The sequence below is a fragment of the Cupriavidus sp. IK-TO18 genome, from assembly GCF_015549295.1.
In the GTDB taxonomy this organism is placed as follows: Bacteria; Pseudomonadota; Gammaproteobacteria; order Burkholderiales; family Burkholderiaceae; genus Cupriavidus; species Cupriavidus oxalaticus_A.
In genome coordinates this window covers 1-18,275 of record NZ_JADGMP010000059.1, presented here as the reverse complement: position 1 = coordinate 18,275, position 18,275 = coordinate 1, and the positions used below count along the sequence as shown (strand labels likewise).

Annotated in this window: 16 protein-coding genes and 1 pseudogene; 9 read left to right on the top strand and 8 right to left on the bottom strand. The window is 64.3% G+C overall.

Annotated features, from left to right (window positions below):
- Positions 1-126 precede the first annotated feature (126 nt).
- The 3 genes from IPF36_RS33440 to IPF36_RS33430 all read left to right on the top strand — a co-directional run bounded on the left by IPF36_RS33440 (position 127) and on the right by IPF36_RS33430 (position 3,076).
- Positions 127-1,167, top strand: coding sequence for an isocitrate/isopropylmalate dehydrogenase family protein (locus tag IPF36_RS33440; RefSeq protein ID WP_133098251.1), 1,041 nt, complete (start codon positions 127-129; stop codon positions 1,165-1,167).
- Positions 1,168-1,382: 215 nt separating this feature from the next.
- The gene (locus IPF36_RS33435; RefSeq protein ID WP_135705174.1) at positions 1,383-2,726 is read left to right on the top strand and encodes a CitMHS family transporter; all 1,344 of its coding nucleotides are present in this window, start codon (positions 1,383-1,385) and stop codon (positions 2,724-2,726) included.
- 146 nt (positions 2,727-2,872) lie between these two features.
- Entirely contained in the window at positions 2,873-3,076 is a 204-nt protein-coding gene (locus tag IPF36_RS33430) for a cold-shock protein (protein ID WP_133098249.1), read from the top strand.
- A gap of 117 nt (positions 3,077-3,193) precedes the next feature.
- On the opposite strand, the gene IPF36_RS33425 is transcribed toward IPF36_RS33430, so the two are convergent.
- Positions 3,194-4,189: a tripartite tricarboxylate transporter substrate binding protein gene (locus tag IPF36_RS33425; protein WP_135705173.1), complete on the bottom strand. Its 996-nt coding sequence runs from the start codon at positions 4,187-4,189 to the stop codon at positions 3,194-3,196.
- Positions 4,190-4,357: 168 nt separating this feature from the next.
- On the opposite strand from IPF36_RS33425, the gene IPF36_RS33420 reads away from it, so the two are divergent.
- From IPF36_RS33420 to IPF36_RS33405, 4 genes are all read left to right on the top strand, one after another.
- Complete coding sequence (locus IPF36_RS33420; protein ID WP_135705172.1) at positions 4,358-5,269, top strand: LysR family transcriptional regulator; 912 nt, start codon at positions 4,358-4,360, stop codon at positions 5,267-5,269.
- Between the two features lie 861 nt (positions 5,270-6,130).
- On the top strand, positions 6,131-7,801 hold the full coding sequence (locus IPF36_RS33415; protein WP_135705170.1) for an MASE1 domain-containing protein: 1,671 nt from the start codon (positions 6,131-6,133) through the stop codon (positions 7,799-7,801).
- Positions 7,782-8,453, top strand: a complete 672-nt coding sequence (locus IPF36_RS33410; protein WP_133098246.1) for a response regulator transcription factor — start codon at positions 7,782-7,784, stop codon at positions 8,451-8,453. Before IPF36_RS33415 ends, IPF36_RS33410 begins: the two co-directional genes overlap by 20 nt.
- A gap of 266 nt (positions 8,454-8,719) precedes the next feature.
- A complete protein-coding gene (locus tag IPF36_RS33405; protein WP_135705169.1) occupies positions 8,720-9,280 on the top strand; it encodes an alpha/beta hydrolase in 561 nt (186 codons plus the stop codon).
- Positions 9,281-9,395: 115 nt separating this feature from the next.
- Here the strand turns inward: IPF36_RS33405 and IPF36_RS33400 are convergent, their stop codons facing one another.
- Positions 9,396-10,391, bottom strand: coding sequence for a tripartite tricarboxylate transporter substrate binding protein (locus tag IPF36_RS33400; RefSeq protein ID WP_133098244.1), 996 nt, complete (start codon positions 10,389-10,391; stop codon positions 9,396-9,398).
- A 290-nt stretch (positions 10,392-10,681) separates the two neighbouring features.
- Here IPF36_RS33400 and IPF36_RS33395 point away from each other — a divergent pair, with 290 nt between their 5' ends.
- A complete protein-coding gene (locus tag IPF36_RS33395) occupies positions 10,682-11,695 on the top strand; it encodes an NAD(P)-dependent alcohol dehydrogenase (protein WP_133098243.1) in 1,014 nt (337 codons plus the stop codon).
- Positions 11,696-11,762: 67 nt separating this feature from the next.
- On the opposite strand, the gene IPF36_RS33390 is transcribed toward IPF36_RS33395, so the two are convergent.
- From IPF36_RS33390 to IPF36_RS33365, 6 genes are all read right to left on the bottom strand, one after another.
- Positions 11,763-13,097 carry an amidase gene (locus tag IPF36_RS33390; RefSeq protein WP_133098242.1) on the bottom strand — a complete coding sequence of 445 codons (1,335 nt, stop codon included), beginning with the start codon at positions 13,095-13,097 and terminating at the stop codon, positions 11,763-11,765.
- Complete coding sequence (locus IPF36_RS33385) at positions 13,097-13,786, bottom strand: DUF2848 domain-containing protein (protein ID WP_135705168.1); 690 nt, start codon at positions 13,784-13,786, stop codon at positions 13,097-13,099. Before IPF36_RS33385 ends, IPF36_RS33390 begins: the two co-directional genes overlap by 1 nt.
- Before the next feature lie 89 nt (positions 13,787-13,875).
- Positions 13,876-15,135, bottom strand: a complete 1,260-nt coding sequence (locus tag IPF36_RS33380) for an MFS transporter (RefSeq protein WP_135706266.1) — start codon at positions 15,133-15,135, stop codon at positions 13,876-13,878.
- A gap of 101 nt (positions 15,136-15,236) precedes the next feature.
- Complete coding sequence (locus tag IPF36_RS33375) at positions 15,237-15,905, bottom strand: DUF4286 family protein (protein ID WP_195432244.1); 669 nt, start codon at positions 15,903-15,905, stop codon at positions 15,237-15,239.
- Positions 15,906-16,066: 161 nt separating this feature from the next.
- Complete coding sequence (locus IPF36_RS33370) at positions 16,067-16,978, bottom strand: LysR family transcriptional regulator (protein ID WP_195432241.1); 912 nt, start codon at positions 16,976-16,978, stop codon at positions 16,067-16,069.
- Positions 16,979-17,111: 133 nt separating this feature from the next.
- A complete protein-coding gene (locus tag IPF36_RS33365) occupies positions 17,112-18,014 on the bottom strand; it encodes a LysR family transcriptional regulator (RefSeq protein ID WP_133098238.1) in 903 nt (300 codons plus the stop codon).
- 170 nt (positions 18,015-18,184) lie between these two features.
- Between IPF36_RS33365 and IPF36_RS35205 the strand changes: the two are divergent.
- Positions 18,185-18,275, top strand: a pseudogene (locus IPF36_RS35205) (succinate dehydrogenase, cytochrome b556 subunit); the annotation flags it as partial.

Here is an 18,275-nt window from a genome sequence, read left to right as displayed (position 1 = left end):
ACATTGACAGTTTGCTGACAGCTTCCCCCCATAGAATCTGCCCCTCGCAAGCCGGACCTGCGGCACGAGCCGGATAGCGTCCGGCCTCGGCGAGCCAGCGGTTCGGACACCTCGACAGGAGCACAGATGGAAAACGGAGCAAGCGAACAGATCCCGGCCACACTGATCCCCGGCGACGGCATCGGTCCCGAAGTGGTGGATGCCACCGTCAGGGTGCTGGACGCGCTCGGTGCCCCGTTCGCCTGGGACCTGCGGCGCGCGGGCATGGCCGGTGTGGAATACAGCGGCGATCCGATGCCGGAAGACACGCTGGATAGCATCCGCCGCACCGGCCTTGCGCTGAAGGGCCCGCTGACCACGCCGGTGGGCGGCGGCTTCCGCTCCGTCAATGTGCGCCTGCGCGAAGCATTCAACCTTTACGCCAATGTGCGCCCCGCGCGAACGCTGGTGCCCGGCCGCTTCGACAACATCGACCTGGTGCTGGTGCGCGAGAACGTCGGCGGCTTCTACGTGGCGCACGACTACTACATCCCGGTCGGCGACGACCCGCATGCGGTGGCCGTATCTACGGGCACCAACACGCGCGACGCCTGCCGCCGCATTGCCCGCTTCGCGTTCGAGTACGCCGTCAAGAACGGCCGCAAGAAAATCACGGTGGTGCACAAGGCGAATATCCTGAAAGCACTCACCGGCATCTTCCTGGAAGCGGCGCGGGAAGTGGCCAGCGATTACGCCGGCCGCGTAGCGATGGACGACATCATCGTCGACGCCTGCGCGATGCAGCTGGTGCTCAACCCGTGGCGCTTCGACATGCTGCTCTGTACCAACCTTTTCGGCGACATCCTGTCGGACCAGATCGCCGGCCTGGTCGGTGGGCTCGGCATGGCGCCGGGCGCCAACATCGGCGACGACGCGGCGATCTTCGAGGCGGTCCATGGCTCGGCGCCCGACATCGCGGGCCAGGGCATTGCCAACCCGATCTCGCTGATGCTGGCCGCCGGGCTGATGCTCGACCACGTGGGACGGCAGGACCTCGCCACGCGGCTGCGCGGCGCCATCGAGCTGACGCTCAACCAGGACCAGGTGAAGACTGGCGACCTCCACGGTACTGCCTCAACGCTGCAGTTTGCCGACGCGGTAACGAAGCGCATCGTTTCCGCGGGCTGACCCGCCCACGCCTGGCACGCCTTGCCAGCGCGCAAGGCTGCCTCTCCCCGGTCGTTCCTCGTTGTTCCGGCACGCTGTCCCGTGCCGGCAGGATCGGCTTGCCTTGAAATCCGTGCGCCGGACGGACGCACACAGCCGGCTCGGGTACCCCCTGGTTCCTCCCTCGGGGCCATTCGTGTTCTCGTGGCCTGGCCGGCAAAGAGATACAGAACAAGATGTTGACCCTGCTCGCCTACTCGATGGTGATCGTGTTCATGGCACTGATCATGACCAAGCGGCTCTCTGCCATGGTGGCGCTGATCCTTGTGCCAATTGCGTTCGGCGCCGTCGGCGGATTCGGCCCGGAACTCGGGCCGATGATGCTCGAGGGCGTCAGGAAGCTGGCCCCGACCGGCGTGATGCTGATGTTCGCCATCCTGTATTTCGGCCTGATGATCGACGCTGGGCTGTTCGACCCGGTGGTGCGCGTCATCCTGAAACTCGTCGGCGGCGACCCGGTCAAGATCGTGGTCGGCACCTTCGTGCTGGCCGCGCTCGTATCGCTGGACGGCGACGGCTCGACCACCTACATGATCACCTGCGCCGCCATGCTGCCGCTCTACAAGCGGCTGGGCATCAGCCGGCTCGTGCTGGCCTGCGTGATCATGATGGCCGGCGGGCTGATGAACATCCTGCCCTGGGGCGGACCCACCGCGCGCGCGGCCAGCGCGCTCGGCGTGGACGTGGGCTCGCTGTTCGTGCCGATGATCCTGCCGATGATCGTCACCGGCATGTGGGGCGTGTTCGTGGCCTTCGTGCTGGGCCGCCGCGAGCGCAACCGGCTTGGCACCCTGGCCCTGATGAGCACCGGGCCAGGTCATGCCGGCCTGTTTTCGGGCCGCGCCGGCGACACCGACCCGGAGGTAGCTGCCGGCGATCCGCAAATCGCCAGGCCCAGGTTGCTGTGGTTCAACTTCCTGCTGACCGTCGGCCTGATGGCCATGCTGATCCTCGGCACCGTGCCGCTGCCGGCCCTGTTTATCGTGGCCTGCGCGATCGCGCTGATGGTCAACTACCCGACGCTGCAGGAACAGAAGGAACGCATCGGCGCCCACGCTGCCAACGTCGTGCCGGTGGTATCGCTGATCTTTGCTGCCGGCGTTTTCGTCGGCATCCTGTCGGGCACGAAGATGGTCGACGCCATCGCCCACAGCGTGATCAGCGCCGTGCCTGACTGGATGGGCCCCTACATGGCCCTGGTGACCGGCGTGCTGAGCGTCCCGTTCACGTTCTTTATTTCGAACGACGCGTTCTACTTTGGCATCCTGCCGATCCTGGCCAAGGCCGCCGCGGTCTATGGCATCGGCGCCGCCGAGATCGGGCGCGCGTCGCTGATCGGGCAGCAGGTCCACCTGCTGAGCCCGCTGGTTGCATCCACCTATCTGCTGGTCGGCCTGGCGGAAGTCGAGTTCGGCGACCATCAGCGCTACACCCTGCTGTGGGCGCTGTCGGCGGCGGTGGTCATGCTGGTTGCGACAGTTGCCTTCGGGGTCATCCCGCTCGTGGGCCGTATCGGCTGACGGCAATGTGCCCGCTCCGATACCGCCTCACTTGGCACCTGCTCACCGCTTCGCCTATGCTGACAATCAACGATGTCTGGCGTGCGCCGAAGTCATGAAAGGATTTCTGGGCACCAGGCCCGTGCGTACCAAAATCCGAGGACGAGATGGCGACTGGCACTGTGAAGTGGTTCAACAGCGAAAAGGGGTATGGGTTCATCACGCCGGATGATGGCGGCAAGGACTTGTTTGCGCATCACAGCGAAATCGAGGGGACTGGCTTCAAGTCACTCGATGAAGGCGCGAAAGTTGAATTCGAGGTCACCCAAGGCCAGAAAGGCCCACAAGCCTCGAAGATTCGCAAGCTATAGTCGCTTGCACCGCGCAGAACCAAGGTAGAGGCCCTTTGATTGCCAAGGGCCTCTTTGTGTTGGAGGTACTGTGTCTTCCCCGTGGTGCTCGCCCGGGGTTGCCAGGCGCGGTTTAAATCAGTCGGCCCTGATCCCCCGCTGGCGGATCAGCGTACCCCACTTCTCCGTTTCCCTGGTCAGGTGGTCGCGCAATACCGCCGGCGAGCTTCCGATCGGCTCGGCGCCGATCTGCGCCAGGCGTTTTTGCACGGCAGGATTACGCAGCGCCTCGAGTATCGCGCCGTTCAGCTTGTCGATCACGGGCTGCGGCGTCTTCGCCGGCACGAAGGCGGCGAACCAGGGCGACAGTTCGTAGCCCGGCAGCCCGGCTTCGGCCACAGTGGGAACGTTGGGGAGCGCGCTGGAGCGCTTGCTTGTGGTGACGGCAATCGGGGTCAGCTTGCCGGATTCAATCTGTGGCCTGGCCGACGTGATGCTGTCGAACATATAGTCCACCTGCCCACCCAGCAGGTCGGTCATGGCCGGTCCGCTGCCCTTGTAGGGAATGTGCAGCATCTCGACATGGGCCATCGACGTGAACAGTTCGGCCGCAAGGTGGATCGAGGTGCCGTTGCCGGCGGAAGCATAGGTATATTTGCCCGGTGCTGCCTTGGCATGGGCGATCACGTCCTTGACCGTGGTCTCCTGCCGGCGCGACTTGTTGGCGACCAGCACATTGGGCACTACGGCCAGTAGCGACACCGGAGCGAAATCCTTGACCGGGTCATACGACAGCTTGCCGTACAGCGCCGGGTTCACTGCCATGCCGTTGGCCACGATGATCAGCGTATAGCCGTCGGCAGGCGCGCGCGCCACCAGTTCAGCGCCGATATTACCGCCCGCCCCGGGGCGGTTCTCGACCACGATCGACTGGCCCAGCGTACGCGACATGTCTTCTCCGAGCGTGCGCGCGATGTTGTCCATTGCCCCGCCCGCGGGGAACGGCACGATCCAGCGGATCGGATGGTCGGGGTATGCCGCCTTCGCCGCGGGCGCAGCAAACGAAAGGCTTGCCGCCAGGGCAAGCGCGCCCGCCCGGCCGGTACGGGCCAGCCCCTGAAACAACGTATCCATGGTCTCCTCTCTGCATTGCCGCGCTTGGGCGGCTTGTCCGTGCCACCCGCTCAGCAGATTCAGGCCTTGCGGCACGCGCAGGCTGAAGGTGGCCAGGCAAGTATGGCGCTTGACTGAGACCACGTCCAAGACCGATGATGTTGCGATTGATACCTTCAAGGTATTGGAATGGAACTCCGACATCTGCGCTACTTCCAGGTCGTGGCCGAGGAACTCAACGTCACCCGCGCGGCAGAGCGGCTGCATATGGCGCAGCCACCGCTTTCACGCCAGATCCGCCAGCTCGAAGAGGAAGTCGGCGTGGCGTTGTTCGACCGGGTCGGCCGGGGCATTAGACTGACGGAAGCCGGGCGTTTCCTGCTGGAACAGAGCAAGCAGCTGACGGTGCGGCTGGAAGAGGTCATCGGGACGACGCGGCGCATCGGACAGCAGGACAAACGCTGGTTCGGCATCGGCTTTGTACCCTCGGTGTTGTACGGCGTCCTTCCCGAACTGATTCGCGAGCTGCGCGAGTCCGAGCAGCAGGTGGAAGTCGGCCTGGCGGAGATGATTACCATCGAGCAGGTGGAAGCGCTGAAGTCAGGCCGCATCGACCTTGGCTTCGGACGCATCGCGCTCAACGATCCGGCCATCCGGCAGCAGCAGGTCATGTCGGAGCCGCTGGTGGCGGCGATACCCGCGTCTGACCCGATCCCCGATATCGCCCAGCTGACGCCCCGGCAACTGGCCGCGCGATCCTTCATCCTCTATCCGGCCCGGCCGCGTCCGAGCTACGCTGACCACCTGTTGTCGCTATTCAGTGCACACGGGATCCAGTTGCGCGTGGCCCAAGAGGCCAACGAACTGCAGACGGCGCTGGGCCTGGTTGCCGCAGGGGTCGGCATCACGCTGGTGCCCGCGTCGATCCAGCGGCTGCACCGCGATGATGTTCGCTATTGCCCGATCGATGCGCCCGGCTTCGTCTCGCCGGTCATCATGAGCTACCGGGTCGGTGACCAGTCCCCCTTCCTGGCCTGGGCTGTCGAGCAAGTGATGAGGCGCGCAGGAGCAGCGCGCGAAAGCGCGTATTTAGGTCGCTGAGGTCCCTCCAGGCGATTGCGGCGTCGACTCGATCTCTTGCCAGCATGGCATCCTGGCTGATCAACGGCGGCCTTTCCTCAAATAATCGGTAAAGAGCAAAAAAATCCCCGAGCCGTGCTCGGGGGATATCGGGTTGTGGCCGCTGACGTGGCGCGGTCCACGCATGTAAGTCCAGACGTCTCGAGGCAACTACGTAGTTGCTTATTTACCCTAGTCTGTCAGCCCGTCGCGATTGGTAATTCTCGCACCGTCGGTGAACACGTCTCGCCTGTCTACCACTCTCGCGCCATCCGAGTAGACGTCAAACTTTGCGCTTCCATCGGCATACGGATCCCGCGGCCCCAATACGCTCGCGCCGTCCGTGTACACATCTCGCGCCCCGATGCCGGCATAGGCCAGGCTGGAGCCAAGCGCCGCGCACGCGCCAGCTAGCAAAATGAGTGTCTTTACCATTTTTTCACCTCCTACTTATGCGGTTGCAAGGGCCCGGCAGCGAATCCGCTTCGCTCCCGTGTGAGGACATAGCTTCGTACGACTGCAATGTATGTCCTGGCGGTAGGTAGATGAATAGGGCTTGTTTCCGAAAAGGGGCTAGGGGAATGCCCTATTCGGAAGGCGGACGGGAACTTTTCGAAATTCCCTCAAGAAGGCTTACCGCGCAGCAGCATTCTGGCATAGATTGGTAGGGTGCACTGCAACACCGAATGGATTCGATCCGCCTACACATTGCCCGGATTCGATAGAAATTGGCGATTTTCAACAAATTTAGACACGTTGGCTTTTTGCAAGACTTTTGTCATTTCAGATAACGTGACAATGGCTGGTGTTGCCAGGGCATGTCTCGATGGTTTGAATCGAACAATGACCATCATTCTGCATAAAGCGAGGCTCAACCTCTTCATTCGAAGCGCATTTGTCGCATTGGCGTATTTTGCAGGTGCAAAGCTGGGTCTTGCGTATGCGGTAGTGGGCGGTGCGGTGTCCCTGGTCTGGCCATCCAGCGGCATTGCCCTCGTTGCGCTGCTCACGATGGGCGTCGGCGTTGCCCCTGGCGTTGCGATTGGCTCGATGCTGGCGAACATGTCGGTGGGCATACCTGCGCATGTTGCCGCGGTAATCGGCCTCGGCGCAACGATGGCCGCCTTGACGGCCACATGGCTGCTGAAGCGGGTCGCCGGTTTCCAGGTATCGCTTGATCGCATCAGGGACGTGCTGGCCTTGATCATCCTGGCTGCGACGCTTGGCTCGGCACTGAGCGCCTGGATCGGCACGAGCGCCCTCCGGGGCGAAGGTATGCTGTCAGTCGACGAATACAGCGGCGCCTTTCTGAAATGGTGGCTCGGCGACATGATGGGGGTGCTCGTGGTAGCTCCGCCGCTGCTCAACCTGCTCACCCATTCAAGTCCCGTCCGTTCGGCGAGCCAGGCCGTGGAAGCGTGCGGACTTGCCGTGGTGATCCTCGGGGTGAGTCACCTGATCTTCGGCGCCCCGCAGCTTGCCGGGCACGGCTACTATCCTGCGGCCATGGCGATCTTTCCGTTCGTTATCTGGGCCGCCCTGCGCTTTGACCATCTTGGTACCAGCCTCGCGACCTTGCTGGTCGCGATCATCGCCGTCCGGGGCACCACGCACGGCACTGGTCCCTTTGTCGCGGAATCACCGGTGGATAGCCTTGTGAGATGGTGTGTGTTCGCGAACGTGGTGGCGATCACCGGGCTGCTGCTGGTGGCGACACATGCCCAGCAGAAGCGCATTCATCGTCTCCTGATGGCATCCCACAAGGAACTTGAACGGCGCGTGCAAGAACGAACCCAGGACCTTGAGCGAGCCAACAACGAACTGAAGCAGGAGATGGAAAGGCGCCGCCGGCTGGAGTCGGAACTGATCCGGATCGGCGATCACCAACAGCGGCTCATTGGCCGGGAACTGCATGACGGCCTCGGGCAGCACCTCACGAGCCTGGGCTTCTACTGCACCACTGTGAGCCAGGAACTGCAGAGGCAGGGAAACCCGGCAGCGGCGGATGCGGCAACCGTTGTTGAACTGGTGAAACAGGCGTCCCTGATGACTCGCAGGATTGCCCATGGGCTGGACCCCGTCACCATGGACTCCGGTGACCTCTCGGTCGCCCTGCAAGGCCTGGCGGAATCGACACGCTCGCTGAACGGCATTGGCTGTACGCTTCGCATCGCGACGGATGTGGACTTGCCGGATCCGCCAATGCAGACCAACCTTTACCGTGCCGCACAGGAAGCCGTCAATAACGCCCTGAAGTACAGCCACGGCAGCCATATCTGGATCGACCTGGAGCGCGAAGGCGACGGCCAGACGCTTTCGATCAGTGACGATGGCGTGGGGATCGACCCGGAGCAGATGGAACGCACTTCGGGACTGGGACTTCACAACCTGCGTCACCGGGCAAGCCTGCTGGACGGTTCGTGCACCGTCACCCGCAATGCCATGGGTGGCACCACGGTTGCCATCAGCTATCCGATACGCAGGGGGCCCGGCCATGCCAGAGACGCCACCTAGCCCTCGCCCTGCAACCAGGGTCCTGATCGTCGACGACCACCCTATCATCCGGGAAGGATTGACCCACTTGCTGAAGCAGGAGAATCTGCACGTCTGCTGCGCGGCAGCCAGTACGGAAGAGGCTTTGGCCGCAATGGCGTGCGGGCCTGACATGGCCATTGTGGATCTCAGCCTGCAGGCGGACTCCGGCCTGGATCTTATCAAGACGCTCCGGCAACACTATCCGAACCTGGCAATACTGGTCCTCAGCATGCACGACGAAGCCCTGTTTGCCGAACGCGCATTGCGAGCGGGCGCCAACGGGTATCTGATGAAACTCGAGGCCACCGGGCATGTCATGAGTGCCATCCGCGAGGTGCTGGCCGGCAATATCTACCTCAGCGCCGCCATGCATACCAGGCTTGCACGGGCACTGGCCGTCCCCAGGAACAACCTGGCAGGCTCGATTGCAAGTCTTTCTGATCGTGAGTTCGAAGTCCTGCACCTGATCGGGCTCGGCTTCAGCACGCGCGAGATCGCCATGAAGCTGAATCGGAGCGTCAAGACCATCGAGGCACATCAAGCCAACATCAAGGAAAAGCTCGACATTTCCAGTGGCAAGGAGTTGATGCGCTTTGCGATTCAGTGGCTCGAAAGCGAGGGGAGTGCCTAGGACCTTTGGGATATCGGAGGGGGAAGCAGGCTCTTGCTTTTTGAGCCGGCCGCACTCGCCCGGAGGCAGGGCGATCCAGACGCGCGTGTCAGCTTTGTGCCATGAAATGGTAAATGCTTGTCACGTCCCGTCAAGCGGACGCAGCCCGCAACATCCAAACTCACGAGGGCTGATCTGTCTGATCGAGCACCGCAGCCTTATCCCCGTGCCACCGAAAGATGGAGCGAACCGCCATCATCGGTGACGCGCCATCTTGAAAGTCTGACATGAACCCTACGACACCAACCGTTCTCATCGTCCCCGGCCTGCGTGACCATGTGCCGGAACACTGGCAGACCCTGCTGGCAGCGAAGCTGCCCCGCGTGGTCTCCGTCGCCCCACTCGAGCAAGACAAGCTGAGCTGCGCTGCCCGGGTGGATGCGATCGAGCGCGCCCTGGCTACTATCGAGGGGCCGGTCATCATCGTGGCACACAGCGCCGGCGCGATGATGGTCGTCCATTGGGCAGCCCGAGGCGGCAAACGCGAGATCCTCGGCGCACTGCTTGCGGCACCTGCGGACCTCGAGACGCCCATGCCGGCAGGCTACCCGGCGACCGACACACTGCGCGATCACGGCTGGCTGCCGATCCCTCGCGCCGCCTTGCCGTTCCCGAGCATCGTTGCGGCAAGCAGCAACGATCCGCTGACTCGCCTCGAGCGCGCCCGCGACCTGGCGCAGGCCTGGGGAAGCCGTTTCGTCGAACTCGGCGACGTCGGGCATCTGAATCCGGCTTCCGGCTATGGTGAATGGCCGCAGGCGGAAGCGCTCATCCTCGAGCTCTCGTAAAGCGGATCACCGCCTGGTGCCACAGGCCGCTCGTAACGGACATGGCCCGCGGCGCCGGTGATCGTGCCATGCACGCCGGAGGAGCCGTGGCAAGTTCGCTCACGGCTCCTTCTGCTTACTCCGGCTGGTAGTTGATGGACTTCAGCAGCGCGGCCTGTTGCTGGTATGCCTGCTTCAGGTCCGTCATCATCTCTTCCGACGTCGCGGGATCGCCCTGCTCCATGCCCATGTCCTTGATGCGACTCTGCACGGCGGGTTGCTTGAAATATGCCAGCGTGGCGTCGCGGATTTTCTGCTGTACCGCCAGGTCGACATCCGGGCGTGACCACACGGCGAACCAGCCAGCTTGCGCCAGCTGCGGGTAGCCAAGCTCCTTGAAGGTAGGTACATCCGCCAGGCCCGCGATCCGGGCCGGATAGGCCACCGCAATCGCTTTGATCTTCCCCGCCTTGATCAGCGGCAACGAGGTAGTCACCCCATCGAACATCAGCGGCACATGCCCACCCATCAGGTCGTTCAACGCGGGTGGAGAGCCCTTGTAGCCTACGTGCCGCATTGGCACATGGGTGAGTTGTCCGAGCAATATGCCCGAGGTGTGCCCCTTCAGTCCGGCAGCATAAGAAGCAAACACGAGCCCGTCTTTTTGCGACTTGCCATAGTCCACAAGCTGCTTCAGGTTGGAAACAGGAAGGTCCTTGTTGGCAACCAGCACCAGCCCCGTGCGGCTGATCTGGGCAAGAGGCTTCAGGTCTGCAAACGGCTTGTACTGGACCTTGTAGGCCAATGGCGCCTCGCTTACGACACCGCCCTGGATGACCAGGAGGGTATGGCCATCCTTGCCGGTGGACTGCATGTCGCTGATCGCCAGCGCACCGGCCGCACCAGGCTTGTTTTCCACAATGACCGGCTTGCTCCATGCCTTATGCAGGCCTTCCGCGAGCAGCCGCGCCAGTGCGTCAGCGCTGCCGCCGGCAGGCCCCGCCACCACCAGGCGGATCGGCTTCGTTGGCCAGGCCTGCTGGGCGTGAGCCACGGGCAGCCAGCCGACGACACCAACACCGAATGCCAGGGCGCATCCTTGCCACCATAAGCTATTGGCCTGCTTCTTCATGTCTGTACCTCTTGATTGCTGCTTTGCGTGTTTGGAAAGCTTTGTCGATGACGGAAGCGGCATATCGCACCACGGGCCACGCGCGTGAGGACTGCTCACCTCTTTTTTTCTATTCTCGGAGCGCGGCACGTCAACCGGCTAGGCCGATCACGACATGCTTTTACCAATTCGCGCAAACAGAGGGAAAACCCTGTAGAGATCTGGCAAGCCACCCTGACGAGCCGGTGGTCTTTCCGGCGTTCGGCAGCTAAACTCGGCCCGCATCTTCTGTCGGCGACCTGGGGAATGCCTTGACTGCTGCAAAAGCCATATATCTCGATCCACCTGCCGGTTTCGAGCGCATCGTCGTCGGGGAAGCCACGGCCGCCCCTCCCGGACCGGGGGAGATCACCGTGCGCATCCATGCGAGTTCGCTCAACTATCATGACTACGCCGTGGTTTCAGGCCGTCGGGCCCTGGCGCAAAGGCGCATTCCGATGGCGGACGGCGCCGGTGAAGTCACCGCCGTTGGTGCCGGCGTGAAGACATTCTCGGTCGGCGACCATGTTGTCAGCACCTTTTTTCCGACGTGGCATGACGGAGGGCCGTTCCTGTGCGATTTTGCTACCGTCCCCGGGGATGGCGTCGACGGCTTTGCGCGGGAGGTTGTGACGTTGCCCGAAGCGTGCTTCACGCATGCTCCACACGGCTACAGCCATGCCGAGGCCGCCACGCTGACCACGGCCGGCCTGACTGCCTGGCGGGCATTGTTTGCCGATGGCGGCTTGAAGCCGGGAGAGACCGTGCTGGTACTCGGCACCGGCGGCGTATCGGTCTTTGCGCTGCAATTCGCCAAGGCGGCCGGCGCGCGGGTGATCGCCACCTCATCCTCGGACGAGAAGCTGGCCAGGCTGCACAAGCTTGGCGCAGACTGCCTGATCAACTATCGCAAGACGGCGCAGTGGGGCGAGGCAGTACGCGAGATGACGGATGGCGCAGGCGCAGACCATGTCATCGAGGTTGGCGGCGCCGCCACCCTGGACCAGTCGATGACGGCAGCCCGTGTCGGCGGACATATCGCCGTGATCGGGTCACTGGGAAACCCGACCGGGCCGGTCACCGTCACCCAGCTGCTGCGCAAGCACCTGCGGCTGACGGGGCTGCTGGTGGGGAGCCGCCAGCACCAGCTCGACATGGTGCGTGCCTTGAATACCACCGGCATCCGCCCGGTCATCGACCGGCATTTCCCGCTGGAAGCGATGGCCGACGCCTTTCGCTACCAGGAAGCGAATCAGCACATCGGCAAGATCGTGCTGGACATCTGATCAACGGCCGCTGCATAACCAGCGGCGGCCGGCAACCCGATGTCTTGCGCACGCGCGCACGATGCCTTCAGCAAAGGCCCCTTTCGATCGCCCCGGCAACCTGCAGGATGCGCGCGTCGGCACCGTTCAAGCCACAGACGCTGAGCGCGACGCCCGGCACGGCTGCGGGGAGCGGTAGCGATACCGCACAGCCATCGAGGAAGTTGATGACGCTGGGATTGCGAAGCACTAGCCCGTTGATCGAAAAGAAGGCCTCATCGCTGCCGAGTGCATCGAGCCGCGGCGGCCGGACGGCAACGGTCGGCATCAGCCAGGCGTCGGCATCGCGCAGCAGCTTGGCTGCGCTCTGGCGCATCGCTTCCCGTTCTTTCAGCAGCGTCAGATAGTCGGCAGCGCCCTGTTGCTGGCCGCGGCGTATCCGTGTCGCCACACGCGGATCGTAGGCAGCGCCGCGCTCGTCCAGCAGCGCGCGATGCCAGTGCCACGCCTCGGCCGCGGTCAGGCCGCCGCCGGCGTTGATCGTGGGCAGGTGGTGCAGTTCGGGGAAATCGAACGGGATGACGTGCGCACCGTGCCGGGACAGGCTGGCAAGCGCTGCGTCGAAACCACGCGCGACTTCGCTGTCCAGACCCTCGGTGACGAAATCGCGCGTCACGTACAGGCGCAGGCCGGCGAGCGCAGCGGGCTCGCTGTCGAGCGTTTCGCCGCTGAGGACCGCATCGAAGGCCGCGCAGCAAGCCACCGAACGCGCCAGCGGGCCGGCCGAGTCGAGCGAGGTCGACAACGGCACGGCGCCCGCCAGCGGCACGCGCCTTGCGCTGGGCTTGAAGCCCGTCAGCCCGCAGAATGCGCTCGGGATGCGGATCGAGCCGCCCGTGTCGGTACCGAGCGCGGCCACGGCCATGTCGAGCGCCACGCTGACGGCGCCGCCCGAGGTCGAGCCCCCGGCGATGCAGGCTTCGTCGAACGGCGTGCGGGGCGTACCGTAGTGCGGGTTCAGGCCAAGCCCGGAAAACGCGAACTCGCTCATGTTGGTGCGCCCGATCAGCACCGCGCCTGCCGCGCGCAGGCGCGCCACGGCCGGCGCATCGGCGGCCGCAGCGGCGCCATCCAGCGCCTTTGAGCCGGCCCGCGTCACCTGGCCGCGCACATCGAACAAGTCCTTGACGGACACCGGCAGGCCGGCCAGTGGCGATGCCACATAGCCGGCGGCACGCGCCTGGTCTGCCGCCGCGGCCGCCGCCAGGGCGCCCTTGTCATCGACCTCGACGAAAGCCGCGCCGCCCGACTTGCGATGGCTGTCGATACGCGCCAGCGCCTGTTCGGTCAGCGCGACGCTGGTCGTCCGCCCGGCATCCAGGCTGGCGGCCAGTTCGGCGATGGTGGGAAGATCGGTACGCATCAAGGAGCCACCTCCAGGCTTGCCACGCGGTACGCATGGCGTAGCGAACGCCGCAATACCGGATCGTGCAGCTCGACTTCGAACGCCTCCCCGCCTCCCAGTTCCCCGATCACGGCCTGAGTGCCGCAGAACATCGCGGTACCGGGCGGTAGCGCGTCTGCGCCATGCACATCGCCGTGCAAGCGCCGGATCAGGTCACGCGGATCGAGCAGGCGCGTCACCAGCCCTTCCTGGTAAAGCTCGCGCACGCCATGCCGGGTGCGCCAGCAGCGCATCTCGAGCCGGTCCCAGTGCGCCGCGACATCGTCGAAGCGCCAGACCTTGCTGCCGACCGGCTTGGCGCACATCTGCTTGGAGACGGTGACGTCATAGGCCTCGACCTTGCGATCGGTATGGTCCGAGCCCACGCCGACATAGAGCGCGTCGGGGCCCGCCATCAGCACGAACTCGATCTCGCCCGATGAATCCTCCCGCGGCACTTCCAGCAACGGCGCGGTCGTCAGCAGCGACGCGGCAAGCGGGTAGAAGCACGGGACGGTCGACGGCGGCTTCACGCCGATCTCTTCGAGTTCCCGGATGTGGTGGTTGACGGCGTCGGCATCGCGCCCGGTCCAGCCGGCAATGACGAGCCGGTCGATATGCAGCGCCAGCGGTCCTTCGCCGGCGAGCTGGAATTCCAAAGTAGGCATACGGTACAAGTGGTTGGAATGATGGGGCTGCGAGCGCAACGCAGCCGCTGGGCGCGGCCCGCCGGACAAGCCGGCGGGCCATGGCCGGCCTAGTGTTCGAGCGGCTTGTGCGCCGTTTCGCGGGCAACCAGCAGCGCAACCAGCGTCACGCCCAGTGCCGCGCAGACGTAGAGCGACACCGCGCCGGTCGTGCCGTACGCCTTGTACAGGCTGGTGATGATGAGCGGAGCGAAGCCGCCGCCGAGGATGCCTGCCAGGGTGTAGGCCAGGGACGAGCCTGCATAGCGCACCCGCGTCGGAAACTGCTCGGTCACGAACGCTGCCTGCGGGCCGTACATGACGGCGTGGATCTGCAGCCCCAGCACCACCGCCACGCAGATCTGCCACGGCTGGCTGCTGTCCATCAGCACGAAGAACACGAACGCCCATACGATCCCCAGCAGCGCCCCGACGATGTAGACCGGCCGGCGGCCGAGCTTGTCGGACAGCGCACCGAACAGCGGCACCGTCAGCGCATTGCCGGCCGCGCCCAGCATGGTCGCGGTCAGTGCCAGCGGTCGCGACAGGTGCAGCACGCTGGTGACATAGGTCAGCGTAAACACCACGACCAGCGCATAGAGCACGTCCGAGCCGATCCGCACGCCGCCGGCCACCAGCAGGCGCCGCCAGTGCGAGACGAACACTTCCTTCAGCGGGGTCTTGGCCTGCGCATTGTGCGCAGCCATTTCCTTGAACGCCGGCGTTTCCTCGACGCCGCGCCGCAGCCACAAGCCGAACACCACCAGCGCCACGCTGGAAACGAACGGAATGCGCCAGCCCCACGCCAGGAAGTCCTCCGGGCTCAGGAACAGCGACACCAGCGCAATGAAGCCGGTGCCCAGCAGCGTGCCGGCCGACGGACCCACCTGCGTAAAGGAGGCATTGCGCCCACGCTGGTCCTGCCTGCCGTGCTCCATCGCCAGCAGCACCGCGCCGGCCCACTCGCCACCGATGGCGGCGCCCTGGACAAAGCGCAGTGCCACCAGCAGCAGCGGGCTCCAGATGCCCCACGATGCATAGGTCGGCAACAGGCCCATCACGCCGGTGGCGATGCCCATCAGGATCAGCGTGGTCACCAGCACAAAGCGGCGGCCGAGCTTGTCGCCAAGATGGCCGAACACCATGCCGCCGAGCGGCCGGGACACATAGCCGACGGCATACGTGGAGAACGCCAGGATCGTGCCCGTGAGCGGATCGAAGGACGGAAAGAAGATGACGTTGAAGACCAGCGCCGCCATCAGGTTGTAGACGGTAAAGTCGTACCACTCCAGCGTGGTCCCGATCGAGCTGGCCGCGGCCAGGCGGCGCATCCTTGCGCTGGCGTTGGCGTTGGCGTTGGCGTTTGCGTTTGCATTTGCCTCGTGCGCGCCGGCTGCGGAGCCGACGTCGGCTGCCGTAGAGATCATTTCGCTCATGACGTCAGTTCCTTTGCGTAGAGTTTCCACTTGAGGATGTAGCGCGTTGCGCCTGCGGCATCGGCGTGCAGGCCCTGCGCCGCGATGCTCAGCGCAAGCTCGCTTGCCTGTTCATCGCTGCTCTCCACGACGAACAGGGGAAGCAGCTCGCGGCCTTCCAGGCTCTCGTTGGGCAAGGGTTGACTGAGTTCGTCGTCGGGGACCAGAAGATAGGAGCGGACATACCCCGCGCGCAGCGAGAGTTCATCTCCAACCTCGCCGGCCCGTTCGATGAGGGACACGGCATCGTCTGCACGCGGCAGTGGAAGGACCGCGATCCAGCTGCCGCTGCCCTGCCCCACCGAGGCGTTGACCGCGCACACGCGGCGCATCGGCCTGCGCATGCGCCCGAGATTGGTGACCGACCACGGGGTCTGGTGCCGGAAGGATTGCCTGTAGGCGGCCGAGGTGAACGCGGCCAGCGATTCGGTGCGATAGAGGCCAAGGTACTTCGGGCCGCCGTGCACCGCCTGGTAACGCGCGGCCGAGATAAAGCCCGGCACGCGCGCACGCTCCTCTACGTGTTCGCGGTCGTACCACAGGTTGAAATCGGCTTCATCCGCCGCGTCCACATCGGACGCGACGAACAACAAGCCATGTTGGGGAATGGCCGCAGGATTGCTCATCTGACTCTATCTCCTCTGATGGGGTGATCGCCGTGTTCGGCGGATGAGTCGATGATCGTTGCAGCAGCGAGTCAGGACAAACGGGAAATTGTTGGTCCTTCCGATCAGTTTTTCTTGTGGATGCGGCCGGGAAACCGCACCAGGCTGGCGCAATGGCCGCTCTAGGCACCCGAATATGGTGCGGGCAGCGACTCGACGAACCGGTCCGATTCGCGGCAGGCCAGTTCGGCAACGAAACGGATGGCCTCGGAAACGCCGTGGTCGTGATAGCTGACCACGACGCGCTGCGGTGGCAGCGGGACATCGCAGGCAAGCAGGCGCAGTTCGCCACGCTCCACCTGCTCGCGCACCGGCGCCAGCGGCATCAGGGCATTGCCGAAACCGCCCCTGACCAGCCTGACAATGGCAGCGATCGAGCTGACGCAATGCACCTTGCCCACCGGCAGTCCGGCCTTGCGATACAGCTCCTTGAGCGCAACATGGGGTTGCGAGCCCCGGCTCATGGTGATGGTCGGATGCTGCAGCAGCCCGGCCAGCACGCCCTCACCCGGCTGCGGCCCGCCCGGCGGGCCGACCCAGCCCATCGCCATCGGCAGGCAGGGCATGCTGGCAATGCCTTCGCCGACAGCGGTGTCGGTCTGCAGCGCGATATCGATGGCGCCGGCGCGCAGGCTCTTGTGCAGCCCTTCGGTCGTCTCGGAGGTGATCTGCACCTCGATGCCGGGATAGGTCGAACTCAGGTGCCGCAGGAAGTCGACCAGCCAGGTATGCACCACGGTTTCGATGGCGCCGATGCGCACCAGCCCGAGCAGTTGCTGGTCGGAGCGGCCCAGCACCATGATCTCGCGCTGCAGTTCGAGCATCCGCTCGCCATAGCTGAGCAGGCGCAGGCCAACCGGCGTCAGCCGCAGGTCGCGGGCCTCGCGTTCAAAGACGCGGGCTCCAATTTCCTGCTCGAGCGAGGCGATGCGGTTCGACATGGCAGCCTGCGTGATGTGCAGGTGGTCGGCAGCGGCGCGGAAGCTGCCAAGCCGCGCGACCCACATGAAGGCCTCGATGAAACGTGTATTCAAGGGCACCTCTGCGCCAGGCGGCCTGAAACCACACCAGTCATGGTGTTGTCCCCTCTTATTTATGTGTCGATTTTCCGGGGATTGTACCTGCGTGCCCGGCGCGTCCGTTCGAACGACTGCGGTGCCCTACGGCTCAGCCTGCGTTGGCGCCGGCACGGAATCCCTGAGCCATTGCCAGAAAATTGGCCGTTTTCGCAGGCGTCGACTCGATCCGGGAAGCCAGTGCCAGCCGGATCGAGACCGGGCTGCCAACGATGTCCTTATAGACAACGCCCTCGACCTGTATCTGGCAAACCGAGGCAGGAACGATGGAAACGCCGAACTCCGCTGCCACGAGATTGACGACCGAAGAGAGCTGCGGCGCTTGCTGCCCGGCGATGAGATCAAATCCGGCCTGCTTGCAAGCGCCCACAATGACGTCATGCAAGGTCGGACTCGCTTCGCGGGGCAGCAGGACAAACTGGTCTTCCGCCAGTGCGTCGAGGGATATCCGGCGCCGCCTGGCAAGTGGATGGGTTGCAGGGAGCACGACCTTCATCGGTTCCACCGCAATGTGCTGCAGTTGAACCCCGGCCGGCGACTGCCCGCTCAATCGGACAAAGGCCACATCGACCCGGCCATCGTTGAGAAAGGCGAGGAGCTGGGATGTATTGCCTTCCGCCAGGGTGAGGACAACGTTGGGGTAATCCTGCCGAAACGCGCGGATCAGCCTGGAGACCACCGGGTTGAACGCGGCGGAGCCGGTAAATCCGATATTGAGTCGCCCGATCTCGCCCCGTCCGGCGCTTTGCGCTTTTTCTACGGCTGTGCGCGTGTCATGGAGGATGCGCCTGGCATCCGTTGCGAACGCCTCGCCCGCTTCCGTCAGTACCACGCCATGCCCGGTCCGGCGAAACAGCTTGACGCCCAACTCCTCCTCCAGCGCGTGAATCTGCTGGCTGAGGGGCGGCTGTCCAATGCCGAGCCTTTCCGCCGCCCGCGTGACGTTGCGCTCGTCGGCGACGGCGAGGAAGTACCGAATATGCCGCAGCTCCATGCGATATCTGCCGTTTTATATATCAGAAAGATGCGATAGATATTGGACAGTATATCAGCGGAAGGCCAAAATACGCGCGTATCACCCCTTGCCGGGTACTTCACGGTGTCGAAGACCGTGTTGTTCGCGGCAAAGGCGGCGAATCACCCCACGACAAGAATCAGCGCCCCATGGAAAAGCAACTATCCACCAGGCCCGAATACCGGAATATCGGTATCTCGCAGATCGCGAAATACCGGTTGCCCTGGGCCGGCAAGGTAT

Coding starts and splice junctions, on each gene's coding strand:
- IPF36_RS33440 (WP_133098251.1), top strand. CDS start 127: ATGGAAAACGGAGCAAGCGAACAGATCCCGGCCACACTGATCCCCGGC.
- IPF36_RS33435 (WP_135705174.1), top strand. CDS start 1,383: ATGTTGACCCTGCTCGCCTACTCGATGGTGATCGTGTTCATGGCACTG.
- IPF36_RS33430 (WP_133098249.1), top strand. CDS start 2,873: ATGGCGACTGGCACTGTGAAGTGGTTCAACAGCGAAAAGGGGTATGGG.
- IPF36_RS33425 (WP_135705173.1), bottom strand. CDS start 4,189: ATGGATACGTTGTTTCAGGGGCTGGCCCGTACCGGCCGGGCGGGCGCG.
- IPF36_RS33420 (WP_135705172.1), top strand. CDS start 4,358: ATGGAACTCCGACATCTGCGCTACTTCCAGGTCGTGGCCGAGGAACTC.
- IPF36_RS33415 (WP_135705170.1), top strand. CDS start 6,131: ATGACCATCATTCTGCATAAAGCGAGGCTCAACCTCTTCATTCGAAGC.
- IPF36_RS33410 (WP_133098246.1), top strand. CDS start 7,782: ATGCCAGAGACGCCACCTAGCCCTCGCCCTGCAACCAGGGTCCTGATC.
- IPF36_RS33405 (WP_135705169.1), top strand. CDS start 8,720: ATGAACCCTACGACACCAACCGTTCTCATCGTCCCCGGCCTGCGTGAC.
- IPF36_RS33400 (WP_133098244.1), bottom strand. CDS start 10,391: ATGAAGAAGCAGGCCAATAGCTTATGGTGGCAAGGATGCGCCCTGGCA.
- IPF36_RS33390 (WP_133098242.1), bottom strand. CDS start 13,097: ATGCGTACCGATCTTCCCACCATCGCCGAACTGGCCGCCAGCCTGGAT.
- IPF36_RS33385 (WP_135705168.1), bottom strand. CDS start 13,786: ATGCCTACTTTGGAATTCCAGCTCGCCGGCGAAGGACCGCTGGCGCTG.
- IPF36_RS33380 (WP_135706266.1), bottom strand. CDS start 15,135: ATGCGCCGCCTGGCCGCGGCCAGCTCGATCGGGACCACGCTGGAGTGG.
- IPF36_RS33375 (WP_195432244.1), bottom strand. CDS start 15,905: ATGAGCAATCCTGCGGCCATTCCCCAACATGGCTTGTTGTTCGTCGCG.
- IPF36_RS33365 (WP_133098238.1), bottom strand. CDS start 18,014: ATGGAGCTGCGGCATATTCGGTACTTCCTCGCCGTCGCCGACGAGCGC.